Raw genomic sequence first — 16,451 nt, forward strand, 5'->3', positions numbered from 1 at the left:
CGGTTCGGTTCGAACGAACGGCCGCAGAACCCGCAGACTGCACATGAATATGCCAGGAAACAGCGGGCAAGGAGGAATGAACGATGCTCGATTGGTTAATCTCGCTCTGGAGCGATCCGAATACGCGCTGGATTCTGTTGGGCTGCACCCTGCTTGGACTCGGCAGCGGCGTGATCGGCAGCTTTACTTTTCTGCGCCGGGAAAGCCTGCTCGGAGATACGCTGGCGCACGCGGCACTGCCCGGCGTCTGCGTCGCTTTTATGCTGAATGAAGTGAAATCGGCTTCGCTGTTTCTGCTGGGCGCTTTGTTTGCCGGCATCGCGGCGGTTCTGTGCGTCAGCGCTATCTCGCGCTGGACGCGCATTAAGTCCGATGCCGCGATGGGCATCGTGCTCACGTTCTTCTTCGGCGTCGGAACCGTCATGCTGACTCATATTCAGCACAGCGGCAGCGGCAGTCAAAGCGGTCTGGACAAATATTTGTTCGGGCAGGCGGCCGCTATGGTTACGGGTGACGTCTACCTGCTGATGGGCGTCTCCGTTCTGCTGATCCTGGCGGCGATGCTGCTGTTCAAAGAATTCAAGCTGATTAGCTTCGATCCGGGCTTTGCCCGGGGAATCGGCCTGCCGGTGGGACTGCTGGAGCATGCCATGCTGATTCTGACGACGATCGCCGTAGCCGCCGGTATTCAGGCGGTCGGCGTGGTGCTGGTGGCGGCACTGTTGATTACGCCCGCCGCCGCCGCGCGTTACTGGACGGACCGTCTGCCGGTCATGCTGCTCTATGCCGGCTTGTTCGGGGCTGTGAGCGGAGCTGCCGGCGCGGCGGTCAGCACACTCGGGGAAGGCATCCCGACAGGACCCGTTACGGTGCTGGCAGCTACGCTGCTGTTCGTGCTGTCGCTGCTGCTGGCTCCGGGCCGGGGATTGATCTCCCGCGGGCTGCGCCGCCGTATACTCAAAGCCGATTACGCCCGTTCGGCGGAACGCGGAGCGCTTAACGCCGCGGAAGGAGGAAGCCGCAAATGATGGATTTCTGGATTATTCTTACGGCCGTTCTGGTCGCAAGCGCCTGCTCGATTCTGGGATGTTTCCTGATCCTGCGGCGGATGGCGTTGGTAGGAGACGCGATCAGCCATGCCGTGCTGCCGGGTATCGCGATCGCGTTTCTGATGAGCGGCACGCGCGACTCCATGTGGATGCTGCTCGGCGCGACCGCATTCGGTCTGCTTACCGTATTCCTGATTCAGACGCTGCAGACATCCGGCCTGCAGTCGGACGCTTCGATCGGCATCGTGTTTACCGCGCTGTTCGCGGTGGGAGTCCTGCTGATCAGTCTGAACGCCCAGCATATCGATCTGGATCTGGACTGCGTCCTGTTCGGCGAGATCGCTTACGTTCCTTGGGATACGTGGACGCTTGGAGGAACCGAAATGGGGCCAAGGGCCGTCTGGATGCTGGGCATCACGCTTACCGTCATTCTCCTGCTGATCGGATTGTTCTATAAACAGTTCAAGATCTGTGCATTCGACCCGGCGATGGCGGCGGCGTGCGGTATTCCTGTCCTGCTGTTCCATTATCTGCTGATGGGCCTGGTCTCCATGACGGCCGTTTCTTCTTTTGAGAGCGTCGGTGCCATTCTGGTTGTCGGAATGCTGATTATTCCGGCGGCGACGGCTTATCTGCTGACGAACCGTCTGGGCGTCATGATCGGTCTGAGCGTCGCGGTCGGCATCGTGTCGGCAGTCGGCGGTTACCTGGTGTCTTATCTGCTGGACGCGTCGATCGCGGGCTGCATCGTGTCGATGGCTGGCATCCTGTTCATCCTGACCCTGATCTTCTCCCCGTCGCACGGCCTGATCGTCAAGTTCGCGCGCAAACGCGAAGCGGCAGGTGTTTTGTAAAAGCGGCCGGATCCAAGCTGAGCGTCTTCCCTTTTCGGGAAGGCGCTTTTTTTGGTGCTGCGGCATGGGGCGGACAAAGTGGATTTTTGCGGAAAAATCGTGGTACGCTAGAACGGAAAACAGCCGGTCGGCCGGCGGAGAGAAAAGGGGTTGGAGCGCATGGCACTGAAGATCGGAATCGTGGGAACGGGATGGTTTGCGGGCAAGCACGCGGATATTCTTGCAGCGGCGGAAGGTGTGGAGATTGCGGGCATCGTCGGCAGCAGCAAAAACAAGGGGGAAGTGTTCGGGATCCGCTACGACGCTTCCGGATATGAAAGCGTATCCGAAATGGCGGATCGCCAGCAGCTCGACGCCGTCTATATTTGTGTACCGCCCATGGCGCACGGGGAGATCGAACGCGAGCTGATCGAACGGGGCATCCCTTTTCTGGTCGAAAAGCCGCTGGGTACGGACGCCGAAGTCCCGCAGGATATTCTCGGGTTCATGCGCTTGAAATCGTCGGAGCTGATCACGTCGGTCGGCTACCATTTCCGCTATCAGGATAATGTGGATCGCCTGCGCGAAGCGCTGCATCCGGGGCGGATCGGCATGGCGACAGGCATGTGGATGGGCGATATGCCGCAGGCCAAATGGTGGCGCAGGCAGGAGCAGTCGGGCGGACAGTTCATCGAGCAGACAACGCATATCGTGGATCTGCTGCGCTACTGCGCCGGCGAAGTGGACGAGGTGCAGGCGGTGTATGCAAGCCGTTTTCCGGAAGAAGAATGGGAGCAGACCAATGTACACGATATCGGAACGGTTACGCTCAAGATGAAATCGGGCGCCGTTGCCAGCATTTCGAACACCTGCGTGCTGCCTGCGGGCGTCGGTCAGGCGGGACTGTCTTTTTATGCGCGGGAAGGGCTGTGGGAATGGACACCGGGCCATCTGAGCGCGACGCGCGCCGAAGAGAAACACGTCTTCGCCGAAGAAAGCGATCCTTATGTGCGGCAGACGGAAGCGTTCCTGTATGCGCTGCGGACCGGCGATCCTTCGCGGATCCGTTCCGATTACGCGGATGCCTGCAAAACGCAGGAAGTGACGTTCGCCGCCCTGCAGTCGGCACTGTCCGGCCGCAGCATGAAGCTGTAACCCGGACGTTGGCGGCCGGCCGGTACACCGGCTTCGGCTTCGGCCGTTTGCGCAGTCCGGAGTTGGATTTGCCGATCTGACTCAAGCCCGTCTTCCGGCTCCGCCGGAAGACGGGTTTTTGCCGTTTCGCGTGCGGAAGTTCGAAAGAGGCATCAGCCGGAGCAACAAACAGCGGTGCCCTCTTTTTTCGGCGGCAGGGAGGCTTTGGAGCCCGAATGGAATTGTGATAGAATGGCGAGAGCCAACACGTTTTGAAAGGGGCAAAAGAATGACGAGTTACGATTACAAGCTGCTTGCACTCGATATGGACGGAACGCTGCTGAACGACGACCATCAAGTCTCGGAAGAGACGGCCAAATGGATTCGCCGGGCGATCAAGGAAGGATTCCATGTTTGTTTGTCTACGGGCCGCGCCGCCATGCACGCCCTGCCGTACGCGGTAGAGCTGGGGCTGGAGACGCCGATGGTGACGGTAAACGGAAGCGAAGTGTGGAAAGCGCCGCACCAGCTGCATTACCGCGCGCTGATGGATGTGGAATCGGTCCGGAAGATGCACGCACTGGCGGAAGAATACGGGGTGTGGTTCTGGGCCTACACGACGGAACGCCTCTACAACCGCGATCAGTGGACGGATAAGCTGGAAGACAAGGAATGGCTGAAGTTCGGTTACAATACGTCCGACCGCGAAATGCTGCACCGGATTCTGATGCGGCTTCAGGACATGGGCGGACTTCAGATTACGAATTCGTCGATGGAGAATCTGGAGATCAATCCGGAAGGCATTTCCAAAGCGAGCGGCATCGCGCAGGTATGCGAACTGCTGGATATCACGATGGAACAGGTCATCGCCGTCGGAGACAGCATGAACGACATCGCGGTTATTGAAGCGGTAGGACTCGGCGTTGCGATGGGCAATGCCCAGGACGCGGTCAAGCAGATGGCCGACATCGTGGTGGCGAGCAATAACGAGGACGGCATCGTACAGGTAATTCGCGAGTATCTGCTGGACGGCATGGAGTTCGAGGAGACCGAAACGGACGTATCGGCCTCGCAGGCACCGGCTCCCGCAATCCGGCGCGAAGACGATCCGTCGGCTTGAGGATAGGCGGCACTAAAGAAAAATCCGGGGAGGGCCTGGCATGGTAGCATTGGATATACTGGGTTGGGTACTGGTGATTGCGCTGTTTATCGTCGGGATGGCGGGACTTATTTTCCCGATTCTGCCCGGCGCGGTCGCGATTTATTTCGCCTTTTTCGTCTACGGTTGGTTCTTCTCGTTCGGCGAACTGACGGTCTGGTTCTGGATTATGCAGACGGTGATCTTCGTCGCGCTGATCGTGGCCGATTACGTGGTGAGCGCCTGGGGGACCAAGAAGTTCGGCGGTTCCAAGCTGTCGATTCAGCTCAGCACGGTCGGCTTGATTCTCGGCCCGTTCGTCATTCCGGCATTCGGCCTTATCCTCGGCCCGTTTATCGGGGCGGTGATCGGCGAGCTGATTCACGGATCGAACTTCAAGCAGGCGCTGCGCGCAGGCTGGGGGGCCTTGATCGGGCTGCTCAGCAGTACGCTCGTCAAAGGGATTCTGCAGGTTGTCATGATTGTCATCTTTATCATATGGATCGTGTAAGGAAGCCGCTTGCGGCTTTTTTTACGGGGGAAAGAAGGGAATAGGTTTTGTCGAAAAAGGAATCGTTTATCAAAGGGACGCTTATTCTGGCGGCGGCCGCGCTCGTCGCCCGGGTGCTGGGTCTCGTTCAGCGTATTCCGCTGGAACACATGCTCGGACCCGTCGGCAACGCGTCGTTTACCGTCGCCAATACGCTTTATCTGATGCTGCTCACGGTAGCGACGGCGGGCATTCCGAGCACGCTGAGCAAGATGATCTCGGAGCGCTACGCGCTCGATCGGCCGCAGGAAGCGGGACGCATCTATTACGCGGCGCTGCTGTTCTCCGGCATGATGGGCGTTGTCATCACGCTGCTGCTGTATATCTTTGCGCCGTGGTATACGGCACTCATCAAACTGCCGGAAGCTACCCCGGCCATCCGGGCGCTTGCGCCGGCCCTGATTCTGTTCCCGACCATCGCCATGATGCGGGGCTACTTCCAGGGCCGCAACATGATGGCGGTCGGCGGCGTTTCGCAGATCATCGAACAGGTCGCCCGCGTCTTCACGGCGATTCTGCTCGCTTACATCCTGCTGCAGATGGGCAAGCCCGGCGAAACGATCGCCGCGGGCGCCACATTCGGCGGCGTGCTGGGCAGTCTGGGCGCTTTTGCGATCATGCTGTTCGCTTCGGTGAAGCTGTCGAAGAACGAACGCAAGAAAGGCCGCAAGCTGATTAATCGTCACGATCAAACGATTCCGCTCGGCCAGATTTACGGAGATATTTTCAAACTGTCGGTTCCGATCGTGCTGACGGCGCTCGCCGTACCGGCAATCAACTTTATCGACACAACCATCATCAAGCCGCTGCTGATCGGACAGATCGGCGACGCGATGGCAACCATGCAGCTCGGTATTCTCGGCAGCCGCGCGCAGAGTGTCGCCGGTATTCCGCCTATTCTTGCGATCGCGCTCAGCACGTCGCTCATTCCGATTATCTCGGCGGCTTTTGCCCGCAAGGACACGCAGCATCTGCAGCAGCAGGTGACGCTTGCCATGCGCGTCGCAACGCTGACGGGGATGCCGATCGTGCTGGCGCTCGGCTGCGCCGCGTATTCGGTCAACGGCCTTCTGTTCAGTACGCTGGACGGAGCGGGTATTATCGCCGTGCTGACGATCGGTACCATTTTCCAGATTACGATGATGGTCAGCAACTCGATGCTGCTGGGCATGAATCTGGCCCGCCGCTCGATGGTGCACGTGGCGATCGGTCTGGTCGTGAAGCTGGCCGGCAGTTTTGCGTTGGCTCCGCTGCTCGGGAATTACGGGATTTACGGCATCATCGGCATGACCGGGGTCTGCTTCCTCGTAATCACGCTGCTCAACCTGCATACCCTGCGCAAGATCGTCCCGTTCTCGGTACTGGGCAGCCGCTGGCCGGCATTTATCGCGACCTGCATGATTATCGCCGCGGCCAGTTTCGGCCTCAGCGAGCTGGGCAGCTGGATGACCGCGTTTATGCATCCGCGTCTTGCTTTCTTCCTGGCCTGCTGCGCGGTAGGCGTAATCGTACCGTCGATTTATCTTGTCCTGCTGGTCGTCCTGCGGGTGATCCGCCGCGACGAGCTGGGTTCGTATCCGCGTCCGCTGCAAAAGGCGCTGCGTCCCCTGATGCGTCTGCAGCGCGGTTGATCGCTTTTGATATTGAGCCTGGACCTTCCTTGAGGAAGGTCTTTTTTTGTGTTTTTTACCGGGTTGTTCGAAGCGGACGGCCATCAAACGGCCGTATCGCAGAACCCATCGTCTACACTTTACGGTAGAAAAACCGATATAGAGAGGTCTGGGCAGAATCGGAAAGTGAATCAATAACCGCTGTATTGCGGCAAAAAAGATACTCGGATTATCCGAAGGATGGAGAGAAAAAATGGTCACTTTGAAAACGAAAGTTCTGCTGGTTGTCGTTGCAGTCTGCGTGCTGATCTCCGTGCCGCTCGCTTCGGTCTCACTGTTTCATATCAAAAAAGAAGCGACGGAAGGAGTCCAATCCGAGATACAGGGGACGGTACGCCAGGCGGCTTCCGAAGTGAATGGATGGATTACCGCCCAATCCAAAGTCGTCGAGACGCTGGGTAAGGTGCTGCAGGATACCGTTCCTTTGAAAGAGATCCGTCTGGAGCATCTGCAGGCGTATCAATTGGATAGCAACAAAGAAGATATCGCGACCCTGTACTTCGGATTGGAAGACGGTACCTACCTGGACGGCGCCGGCTTCAAACCCGATGCTTCCTTCGATGCCCGCAAACGTCCCTGGTACGAAGCCGCCAAAGCGTCCAATGCCCTGGCCGTCAGCGATGCTTATGTAACCCAGGCCGGCATCCAGTCGATCTATATTGCCCTGCCGCTGCAAAATGCTTCAGGGGCTTTCGCAGGCGCAATCTCGGAGAACATCGCGCTGACTTCGATCAGAGACGAAGTGGATGCACTCAAAACGGACGACTCGTTCACGTTCCTGCTCGACAAAAGCGGAGCGGTGCTCGCCCATCCCGACGAAGAGCTGCTGAATACGCCGCTTGGCGACCAGCCCGATTACGAAAAGATTTTCGACACGATGACAAGTGGAGAAAGCGCAATGGCCGAATACACGTACAAAGGCGATACGCAGCTGCTGTATTATGAAAAGCTGCCGGAGACCGGCTGGATCGTGGCGACATCCGTATCCAAAACTTCGGCGTTCGCCGAATACAACCGTCTGCAAAACTTCTTCCTGATCTTTACCGTCGGCCTGCTGCTCGTATTGGCCGCGCTTGCGTATCTGCTCGCTTATCGGACGATCCGGCCGCTGATTGCTATGAAGGACAGCGCTTCGAAGCTGGCTTCGGGCGATGTGACGGTACGGGTTCCGATAAAAGGCAAAGACGAAATCGCCCAACTGGGGGCTTCGTTCAACGAAATGTCGTCCTCGCTGAACGGTTTGATTCTGCAGGTCGACCAGTCGGCGCGCCAAGTGCTGGAATCTTCGCGGGCCATGTCCCAGGACGCATCGGGCAGCAATGACATTGCTAGCCAGATCTCGATGGTGATCGGAGAGATCGCGCGCGGGGCGACGGATCAGGCGGAATCGATCCAATCGGGGGCCGAACGGGTCTCCGATATGAACGAGACGATTCGGCAAATCTACAAACAAACGGATCGTGCACGTTCGGCCGCCGGCGACGTGGACGGCGCGATGAGCGGCGGTGAAGCCGCTTTTACCCGTCAGACCGTATTGTCCGAATCCGGCCGTGAATCGACGGAGCGCGTGGAAGCGGCCAACCGGCTGCTGCTCGGCAAGATCGAAGAAATCTCTCTCATTACGGGGACCATACAGACGATCTCGGCCCAGACCAATCTGCTGGCCCTGAACGCTTCGATCGAAGCGGCGCGCGCAGGCGAACACGGCAGAGGATTTGCCGTAGTCGCGTCGGAAGTGCGTCGGCTGGCTGAACAAGCGTCCGAATCGACCGTAGAGATCAAGCAGCTGCTCGGCGAATTGAACGAAGCCGGCCGCCAGAGTACGGAAGAGCTGGGCCGGTTCCGTCTCAACAGCGATTCCCAGACCGAGTCGATGCGCGAGACGTCGGGTTCGTTCGAACAAATTCGCCGCTCCGTGGATGTGATCGTCCGTGGCATCAATGCGATCGGCGATTCCATGCAGACCCTGCAGTCGGGAGCGAACCAAGTATCCGACGTCATGACCGGGCTGGCCGCTGTAGCCGAGCAAAGCGCGGCTTCAACCGAACAGGCCGCTGCCTCTACGATCGAGCAGTCCCAGACGATCGGGGGAATTTCCGAAGCATCGGCTGCGCTCATGAAACATGCGGACCGTCTGCTGCTGGAAATCAGCCGTTTCCGCACGGAGCAGAACCGCGAACAAGACGGGACGGACGCTGCGGATGATTCCGGGGCGAAATTGAGTTAAACTAAAGAAACCGGCATCGATGCCTGAATAGAATGTCAAAGGAGAGAATAAGCATGCAGCAAATTCGTACCAAAGCCGATTTTGATCGGGAAATCGCAAGTCCGGGACTGACCGTAGCCGTATTCCGCGCCGACTGGTGCGGAGACTGCCACTTTATCGATCCGTTTATGCCGGAAGTTGAAGAGCAGCGCAAAGACAGCCTCAACCTGATTCAGGTCGATGTCGAAGAAGTCGAGGAAGTCAGCCGGGAGCTGAACATTCTCGGGATTCCGAGCTTCGTTGCTTTTTCGAACGGCAAAGAACTGATTCGTTTCGTGAACAAAGCCCGCAAATCTCGTGCCGAGATCGAGACTTTCCTCGATCGCGCCGCCGAAGTGCACAGCCAGCTTGCCGGCCGGAACTAATCCGGCGCAGCCCGCTGCGGCAGTCTGCCGCAGCGGGCTTTTTTGGCGGGAATGACTTGGCGTATTCACGATTCAGTGAAGAAAGTCATAAAAAAAGGCCGGATAACCAGCAAATATGGAGTTGATTTGAACATTATTTGTCACAAACGCGATTCTTAACTCGGACCCATTTCCGGTATAATAAAAGAAAAGACGTTTCGGAGACCGCCGTATTCGCGGTACCGGGAATGTCTCCCATTACTTTTCGAATCGGCGGTGAACATTTTGCAGTATAAGATATTGAAATGGTTAAGCTACGCTTCCTGCGTGATCATGCTGCTCGTCTCGTTCAACGGCGTAGTCGTAACGAGAACAGGCTCCGGCCTCGAATGCGGACGAGAATTCCCGCTCTGCCACGGCAAGTTCGTGCCGGGAACGACGATGGGTTCGCTGATCGAGTATACGCACCGTTTGACGGCGGGCATAGCGGGTCTGCTGGCACTTGCAACGCTCGTCGCGTTTCTGATCTGGGCGCGCAAACGGCGTGATTTTCAAATTTATGCCGCGATCATGGCTTTCTTCGTGATCGTGCAGGCTATCATGGGCGCGCTTGCCGTCGTCTTCTCGCAGTCGCCTGCGATTATGGCCCTGCACTTCGGTTTCGCCCTGATCGCTTTCGCAAGTGCGCTTGTGCTGGCGCTGTCCGTTCGCAGGGCCGGCAGCCTGGAGCATTATCAGGCCCCTCCTGCTTCGCAGAGGGTTAGCAAGCGCACGCGCAATCTGACCGTATTCTCGGCGGTCTTCACTTATGCGGTCGTCTATACCGGCGCGCTGGTCAGCCATACGGAATTAGCCAAAGTCTCGGTCATTCTGCATATCGCTTCCGCGCTGCTGCTGATCTTCGTCTTGATGATCGGTCATATGGCGGTTCGCAGCTATTCGCATATTCCGGATATCCGGAAGCTCGGGATGATCGTCATTGTGCTGATGATCGCCCTGCCGCTCAGCGGCATATTGAATCTGGTGGCGCTGGGCAGCGAATACTATATGTTCGCGCCGATGCTGCATACGCTCATTACGGATTTCCTGTTTGCGTTCCTGTGCTTCATGAGTATCCGTACCTGGGAGCTCAGCCGGATTCCGGCCGGGGAAGAAGCAGCCGTGCGCGTCAAAGACACTGTCCAGGCCTGAATATGCGGACCGAAAGTCTACCCGGAACGGATCATTTTTTAAGCGGGCAGGCGGGCATTTCGGCAGGGCGGATGGTTAGGAAAGTACGGAACGGCCAAGAAGTCTCGGCGGAGGCTTCTTTTTTGTGCAGACATTTTGTCCGCAGTCGCAAGACAAGCGTGAAGGAAAAAATCCATGAAAATTTTCATGAGAAACCTTTACAAAACGTGTCAAACTGAATATACTGAGTTAAGGATTTCGGTTCGATGTTTTCGAATTTCTGTAATCCCAAGCTTTCCAATTAGATATCTCAGATTTTTTCTTATCGAGAGAGGCGGAGGGACAGGCCCGATGAAGCCCGGCAACCGATCCTGCACACGAACGTCACGAAACAGACGTCGCGTCAGGGTGTCATGGTGCTAATTCCTACAGAACTGCAAGGCGGGTTCTGGCAGATGAGAAGGTGACTCTACGCATACGATGCGAGCCCTTTTTGTCTAACCAAAAAGGGCTCTTTGATTTATTCGGACATCGCAGGTTCTTCCTTGCACAGCGAAGAATCGGGCTCGATCGGCGATTTGGATTAACAATCGGCTTTAAGACATCAACGCGGAGCATAAAGTGGGCAGGCCACGCCTCAGGGCGGCCCCCAAGTAGGAGGAACAACCGAGTGATTACCATTAAAAATCTGGTCAAGACCTACACCACGCGGGGCAAGTCGGCCACCGCATTGAACGGAATCAATCTGGAGATCGGACAAGGCGAAATTTTCGGGATCATCGGACATTCGGGAGCCGGCAAGAGTACCCTGATCCGATGTATCAATATGCTGGAGCAGCCGACAAGCGGCTCGGTCCGGATCGGCGAGACCGAAATCACCCGCCTCGGCAAAAGACAGCTTCAGCGCGAACGCCGGAAGCTCGGCATGATCTTCCAGCATTTTAACCTGCTGTCGTCGGCAACCGTCTACGACAACGTCGCTTTCCCGCTGCGCCTTGAACGCATGCCGCGTGCCGAGATCGACCGCCGGGTCAAAGAAATGCTTGAGCTGGTGGGACTGACCGAGCACGCGAAAAAGTATCCGGCCCAGCTGTCGGGCGGACAGAAGCAAAGAGTCGGCATCGCCCGGGCGCTTGCACCCAATCCGCGCGTCCTGCTGTGCGACGAAGCGACATCCGCGCTTGATCCGCAGACCACCGACTCGATTCTGCGCCTGCTGCTCGATATCAACCGCAAGCTCGGTTTGACCATCGTGCTCATTACGCATGAAATGCACGTCATTCAGAGCATCTGCGACAAGGTGGCCGTGATCAACGGCGGCATTATCGTGGAACAGGGACCCGTTATCGAAGTATTCCTGAAGCCGAGAGAAGCGATTACCCGCGACTTCATCAAGCGGGAGTCCGAAGGCGGAGAAATGTTTGAAGAAGCGATCCGCGCCGTACATGTTCCGTCTTCGCGAACGGTCAGGGTGACGTTTATCGGAGAATTGACGTACGAATCGACCCTCTCGCAGACGGTCAAGGAAACGGGAGTGGACTTCGCCATTCTTCAGGGCACGATCTCGCGCATCAAAGACACCCCTTACGGGCAGCTGGTGGTCCGCTTTGAAGGCGATACGGATTCGATCAACAACACGCTGCGGCGGCTTACCGAACAACGGCTTGAAGTGGAGGAACTGCAATGAACGGCAAACTCGATTTTTCGCAAGTCAACTGGGACGAGTTCGGCAAAGCTACGATCGAAACGCTCCAGATGCTCGGCTATTCCAGCCTGTTCACCCTGCTTATCGGTCTTCCGCTCGGCATCGTATTGTTCCTGTGGGCGCGTTCGTCGTCGTACATGCTGCGGGTGCTGTACAGCATCCTGTCGGTGATCGTCAACATCCTGCGTTCCGTCCCGTTCATCATCTTGATCATCGCGTTGATCCCGATCACAAAGGAAATCGTTAACACTTCGATCGGCGTACGTGGCATGATTCCGCCTCTCGTCATCGGCGCCGCTCCGTTCTTTGCGAGGCTCGTTGAGACCGCGCTGCGCGAAGTGGACCGCGGCGTGATCGAAGCGGCCCAATCGATGGGCGCTTCCACCTGGCAGGTCGTGTACAAAGTCATTCTGCGCGAATCGCTGCCTGGCCTGATCGCAGGCTTCACGGTCACGGTGATCGCCTTGATCTCCTACACCGCCATGTCGGGTCTGGTCGGAGGCGGAGGCCTTGGAACGCTTGCGGTCAACTACGGTTATTACCGCTATGAGACGGCCGTTATGCTTGTATCTCTTGTGCTCATTGTCCTGATGGTACAGATCATCCAGATGATCGGCGATCGTCTGGTCCTTCATTTTACCCGGAAATAAAATATAAAATAGTGAACAAAAGGGGAGAAACACAATGAAAAAATGGATTCTCGCAGTACTCACGCTTTCGCTCGTCGCTCTGTTGGCCGCATGCGGCAACAGTAACAGCGGCACTACGGCTTCTACAGACAAGGAACCGGCTGCCGGCGACGCGGCTTCTACCGAAGCGGTTACGCTCAAAGTCGGCGCTTCTCCCGTACCTCACTCCGTGATCCTGGAACACATCAAGCCCGCTCTGGAAAAAGAAGGCGTGAATCTGGAGATCGTTGAATTCGCGGATTACATTCTTCCGAATACGCAGCTGGCCGAAAAATCGCTGGATGCGAACTTCTTCCAGACCCAGGCGTACCTGGATGTGCAAAATGAGAAAAACGGAACCGATCTGGTCAGCGTAGCTTCCGTACACATCGAACCTTTCGCAGGCTATTCCAAAAAAATCAAATCGATCGAAGAGCTGGCCGACGGCGCAACGGTCGCGATTCCGAACGATCCGACCAACACGGCGCGCGCGCTGCTGCTGCTCGAGAAACAAGGCCTGATCAAGCTCAAAGAAGGCGCGGACATCACATCGACCGAGCGCGACGTGACAGAGAACACCAAGAACCTGAAGTTCCTGCCGATCGAAGCCGCAGCGATTCCACGTCAGCTGGACGAAGTCGACCTGGCGATGATCAACGCCAACTATGCGCTTGCAGCCGATCTGTCGCCAGGCGAAGACGCCCTGTTCAAAGAAGACAGCGACGTGCCTTACGCCAACCTGCTCGTTGCGCGTCCAGACAACAAAGATTCCGATGCCATCAAGAAATTGATCGCGGCTCTGAATTCGGCAGACACGAAAAAGTTCATCGAAGAAAAGTATAAAGGCGAGATCATCCCGGCTTTCTAAGCGTGAACGGCGGAACCGCCGATTGAGATCTATCGATTATCGTAAAAAGTCCCGGACTCCGAATGGAGAACGGGACTTTTTTTGGTGAGATTCGTGATCCCGTCAAAAGGACAAACAAAAACGCCGAATCCGAAGATTCGACGCTCTCATTCCATGTTCGCCGAAGCGAAATCTTGTATACGAACCGAAGGCCCGTCTTAGAAGACTTGGATAACTTCGTTCACGCCTTCGACTTCTTCGAACAGGGCACGTTCGATACCGGCTTTCAGCGTGATCGTGGAGCTTGGGCAGCTGCCGCAAGCGCCGACCAGCTTCAGCTTCACGATGCCGTCTTCGACGTCAACCAATTCAACGTCTCCGCCGTCGCGCTGCAGGAAAGGACGCAGTTTGTCCAGCACATCGGATACCTCGTCATACATTTCAAGTTGTGCACTTTCACTCATTATAGTCAGCTCCTCTCAAATGTTTGAAGCGTACAGTCATAACGGCGTAACCACTTCGGAGAATTATTTTGCAAATGGATGAAAAAGAAATCAAACTTTGCAAAAGTCTCTCTTGTATTATAATATAAATGGATCGAAAATTAAAGGATCATTACACGTTTACCGCTATGCGGCTGAGAATAAATAAGAATAGGTGAGAAAACATGATCAGACCGATTATCGAATTCTGTGCGAGCAATATGCATCACGGTACGCAGGAACTGTTCGATAAACTGGAAAGCAATCCCGAATACGATGTGATCGAATACGGCTGCCTCGGCAACTGCGGCCAATGCGACTTCGGTCCTTATGCGATGGTGAACAGCGATGTCGTCGAAGCCGAGACGGTAGAAGCGCTGGAGAAAGCGATCGAAGCGAAGATGAACGAAGAAGATCCTTGGGCATCATTAAACTTGGACTAGATGCCGTCACTTAAACTTTTAACAAAATTCCGCCCCGAATGTTGACGCTTTCAAAAATATGCGCTACAATGACAGCAATTCAATAAACCATTAGGCATGTGACTGGTAATGCAGGCAGGACCTAAAACGAACAAATCTCCCGATTTGTGCGTTTTAGGTCCTTTTTTATATGAAAAATTGCTGCAACCTTTCACAAAAGCCTGAAAAGGAGCATAGATATGGATTACAAACGCACCGCTTCCGAAGTCCTCAAGCATGTCGGAGGCAAAGAAAACGTGTCTCATTTCGAACACTGTTCCACCCGGTTAAGATTCTCCTTGGTCGACGACAGAAAAGCCGACGTTCCGAAACTGGAAAGCATCGAAGGCGTCATGGCAGTCAAAATAGCGAGCCAATGCCAGGTGGTCATCGGAAACGACGTGATCGAGGTCTACGATCAAGTCGTCAATCTGCTGGGTCCGCGCTTTGCCGGCGACTCTTCGGACGAAGACACTTTCGAAAGAAGCGGCAAAGCGAAAGAAAAGAAAAAATGGGGCGCCGTGTTCCTCGATTTCCTGACCGGAGTATTCGGACCGTTGATTCCTGCCATCGCTGGCGGCGGCGTACTGAAGTCCCTTCTGCTGCTGCTGAGCGTCTTGGGATTGATAGACGCTGACGGACAGACGTACAAGATTCTTTTCCAAATCGGCGATGCGCCGTTATACTTTTTGCCGCTGCTCGTTGCGATCACGACAGCCAATAAACTGAAGGTCAGTCCTCTTGTCGCGTTGTCGGCGGTCGGAGCTTTGCTTCTGCCGAATATGGGTGCCATGCTGACGGAAGGAACGACGCTGTTCGGATTCGGCGTTCGCAGCATCGCGTACGCGTATCAAGTGTTCCCGGCAATTCTAACCGTGCTGCTGTACGCGCAGGTCGAAAAGTTTTTCACCCGTTATTCGCCGAAAGTCATCCGCGTATTCTTCGTTCCGATGATGTCGCTGCTGATTACGGTGCCGATCGCCCTGCTTCTGCTCGGACCGCTCGGTTATACGCTGGGCGAAGGGTTCACGAAAATTATTCTGGCCGTATTCGACACGGTAGGTTGGGTAGCCGTTGCCCTGCTGGCAGCCGTTTTGCCGTTCCTCGTTTCCGTCGGTATGCACAAAGCTCTTCTGCCGTACGCCATCAACGCGTTGAGTACCGGAGGACGCGAGCTGTTGTATATGCCGGCTTCGCTGGCGCACAATCTTGCGGAGAGCGGCGCCTGTTTCGCGGTAGCGCTTCGCACCAAAGACAAACGACTGCGGGCAACCGCCATTTCCGCCGCGATCTCCGCTTTGTTTGGAATTACGGAACCGGCTTTATACGGGGTAACGCTGCAAAATAAAAAAGTGCTTTGGAGCGTTATGGCCGGATCGCTCGTAGGCGGCGCCTTTGTCGGTATCGTCGGCCTGCAGGCCTTCGTTGCGGTAGGCCCCGGACTAGCCAGCCTTTCCATGTTTATTTCCAAGGATCTGCCGGGCAATATCATCAATGCGGGTATCGGCCTGCTGATCTCGCTCGTCGCATCGTTCGTCGCCGCGCTGCTGCTGTTCAAGGACAGCCCATCCAAAGCCGCGGATCAAGCGCCGGCGGAGCCGCAGCCAAGCCGCGCCGTCGAGGAGCAGCGTCAATTTGCGGGCAGCCTGCAGGCGGCCGAGACGTTCAAAAGTCCGGCGATCGGCGAGCAAATCCCTCTGTCTCGGGTCAACGACGAAGTTTTTTCGACCAAAGCGATGGGGGAAGGCCTTGCGATCGTTCCTGCCGTCGGGGAATTGTACGCGCCGGTCGACGGCAAAATCGAGATGGTCTTCGCCAAAAAACACGCGATTGCCATGAGCACGACTAACGGGGCGGAGCTGCTGTTCCATGTGGGCATCGACACGGTCCGGCTCAAAGGCAAACATTTCGATCCTCAGGTGCAGGCCGGAGACCTCGTCAAAGCCGGCGATCTGCTGATGAAATTTGACTATGAGCAGATTGCGGCGGAAGGTTACGACCCGGTCGTGCTCGCGATCGTGACAAGCAAGGACAATTACAAGGTCGACGTGGCAAACTTGAAAAAAGTCGGTCGTCAGGATACGCTGATGACCGTGACCGCGCTGACCAACTAAATTTATTTTCGGGAGGAAAC

The 16,451-nt window shown here is 56.2% G+C and carries 15 protein-coding genes and 1 riboswitch; of the genes, 14 read left to right on the forward strand and 1 reads right to left on the reverse strand.

What is annotated here, in order from left to right; translation table 11 throughout:
* The first annotated feature begins 83 nt into the window (after window positions 1-83).
* The 12 genes from HOP44_RS16960 to HOP44_RS17015 all read left to right on the forward strand — a co-directional run bounded on the left by HOP44_RS16960 (window position 84) and on the right by HOP44_RS17015 (window position 13,395).
* Window positions 84-1,028, forward strand: coding sequence for a metal ABC transporter permease (locus HOP44_RS16960; protein WP_172255430.1), 945 nt, complete (start codon window positions 84-86; stop codon window positions 1,026-1,028).
* Window positions 1,025-1,903: a metal ABC transporter permease gene (locus HOP44_RS16965; protein ID WP_172255431.1), complete on the forward strand. Its 879-nt coding sequence runs from the start codon at window positions 1,025-1,027 to the stop codon at window positions 1,901-1,903. Before HOP44_RS16960 ends, HOP44_RS16965 begins: the two co-directional genes overlap by 4 nt.
* Window positions 1,904-2,062: 159 nt before the next feature.
* Window positions 2,063-3,037 (forward strand): Gfo/Idh/MocA family protein, encoded by a 975-nt coding sequence (locus tag HOP44_RS16970; RefSeq protein WP_172255432.1) that lies wholly within the window; start codon window positions 2,063-2,065, stop codon window positions 3,035-3,037.
* Between the two features lie 268 nt (window positions 3,038-3,305).
* Window positions 3,306-4,136: a Cof-type HAD-IIB family hydrolase gene (locus HOP44_RS16975; protein WP_172255433.1), complete on the forward strand. Its 831-nt coding sequence runs from the start codon at window positions 3,306-3,308 to the stop codon at window positions 4,134-4,136.
* Between the two features lie 49 nt (window positions 4,137-4,185).
* The gene (locus HOP44_RS16980) at window positions 4,186-4,665 is read left to right on the forward strand and encodes a DUF456 domain-containing protein (protein ID WP_172255882.1); all 480 of its coding nucleotides are present in this window, start codon (window positions 4,186-4,188) and stop codon (window positions 4,663-4,665) included.
* 47 nt (window positions 4,666-4,712) lie between these two features.
* Window positions 4,713-6,335 (forward strand): putative polysaccharide biosynthesis protein, encoded by a 1,623-nt coding sequence (locus HOP44_RS16985; protein ID WP_172255434.1) that lies wholly within the window; start codon window positions 4,713-4,715, stop codon window positions 6,333-6,335.
* Window positions 6,336-6,567: 232 nt separating this feature from the next.
* On the forward strand, window positions 6,568-8,601 hold the full coding sequence (locus tag HOP44_RS16990) for a methyl-accepting chemotaxis protein (RefSeq protein ID WP_172255435.1): 2,034 nt from the start codon (window positions 6,568-6,570) through the stop codon (window positions 8,599-8,601).
* Between the two features lie 53 nt (window positions 8,602-8,654).
* Entirely contained in the window at window positions 8,655-9,005 is a 351-nt protein-coding gene (locus tag HOP44_RS16995; RefSeq protein WP_172255437.1) for a thioredoxin family protein, read from the forward strand.
* A gap of 264 nt (window positions 9,006-9,269) precedes the next feature.
* Window positions 9,270-10,175, forward strand: a complete 906-nt coding sequence (locus HOP44_RS17000; RefSeq protein ID WP_172255439.1) for a COX15/CtaA family protein — start codon at window positions 9,270-9,272, stop codon at window positions 10,173-10,175.
* Between the two features lie 298 nt (window positions 10,176-10,473).
* Window positions 10,474-10,616: riboswitch (SAM riboswitch) on the forward strand.
* 208 nt (window positions 10,617-10,824) lie between these two features.
* Window positions 10,825-11,841 (forward strand): ATP-binding cassette domain-containing protein, encoded by a 1,017-nt coding sequence (locus HOP44_RS17005; protein WP_172199476.1) that lies wholly within the window; start codon window positions 10,825-10,827, stop codon window positions 11,839-11,841.
* Entirely contained in the window at window positions 11,838-12,509 is a 672-nt protein-coding gene (locus HOP44_RS17010; RefSeq protein ID WP_172199474.1) for a methionine ABC transporter permease, read from the forward strand. The genes HOP44_RS17005 and HOP44_RS17010 overlap by 4 nt, the downstream gene beginning before the upstream one ends.
* Before the next feature lie 34 nt (window positions 12,510-12,543).
* Window positions 12,544-13,395, forward strand: a complete 852-nt coding sequence (locus HOP44_RS17015; protein WP_172255441.1) for a MetQ/NlpA family ABC transporter substrate-binding protein — start codon at window positions 12,544-12,546, stop codon at window positions 13,393-13,395.
* Between the two features lie 197 nt (window positions 13,396-13,592).
* Here the strand turns inward: HOP44_RS17015 and HOP44_RS17020 are convergent, their stop codons facing one another.
* Window positions 13,593-13,838 carry a NifU family protein gene (locus HOP44_RS17020; RefSeq protein WP_172199470.1) on the reverse strand — a complete coding sequence of 82 codons (246 nt, stop codon included), beginning with the start codon at window positions 13,836-13,838 and terminating at the stop codon, window positions 13,593-13,595.
* A 203-nt stretch (window positions 13,839-14,041) separates the two neighbouring features.
* Here HOP44_RS17020 and HOP44_RS17025 point away from each other — a divergent pair, with 203 nt between their 5' ends.
* Both HOP44_RS17025 and HOP44_RS17030 read left to right on the forward strand, forming a co-directional pair.
* Complete coding sequence (locus tag HOP44_RS17025; protein ID WP_172255443.1) at window positions 14,042-14,299, forward strand: YuzB family protein; 258 nt, start codon at window positions 14,042-14,044, stop codon at window positions 14,297-14,299.
* Window positions 14,300-14,517: 218 nt separating this feature from the next.
* Window positions 14,518-16,431: a beta-glucoside-specific PTS transporter subunit IIABC gene (locus tag HOP44_RS17030; protein WP_172255445.1), complete on the forward strand. Its 1,914-nt coding sequence runs from the start codon at window positions 14,518-14,520 to the stop codon at window positions 16,429-16,431.
* Window positions 16,432-16,451 lie beyond the last annotated feature (20 nt).

Origin of the sequence: Saccharibacillus deserti (genome assembly GCF_013618475.1) — a bacterium.
In the GTDB taxonomy this organism is placed as follows: domain Bacteria; phylum Bacillota; class Bacilli; order Paenibacillales; family Paenibacillaceae; genus Saccharibacillus; species Saccharibacillus deserti.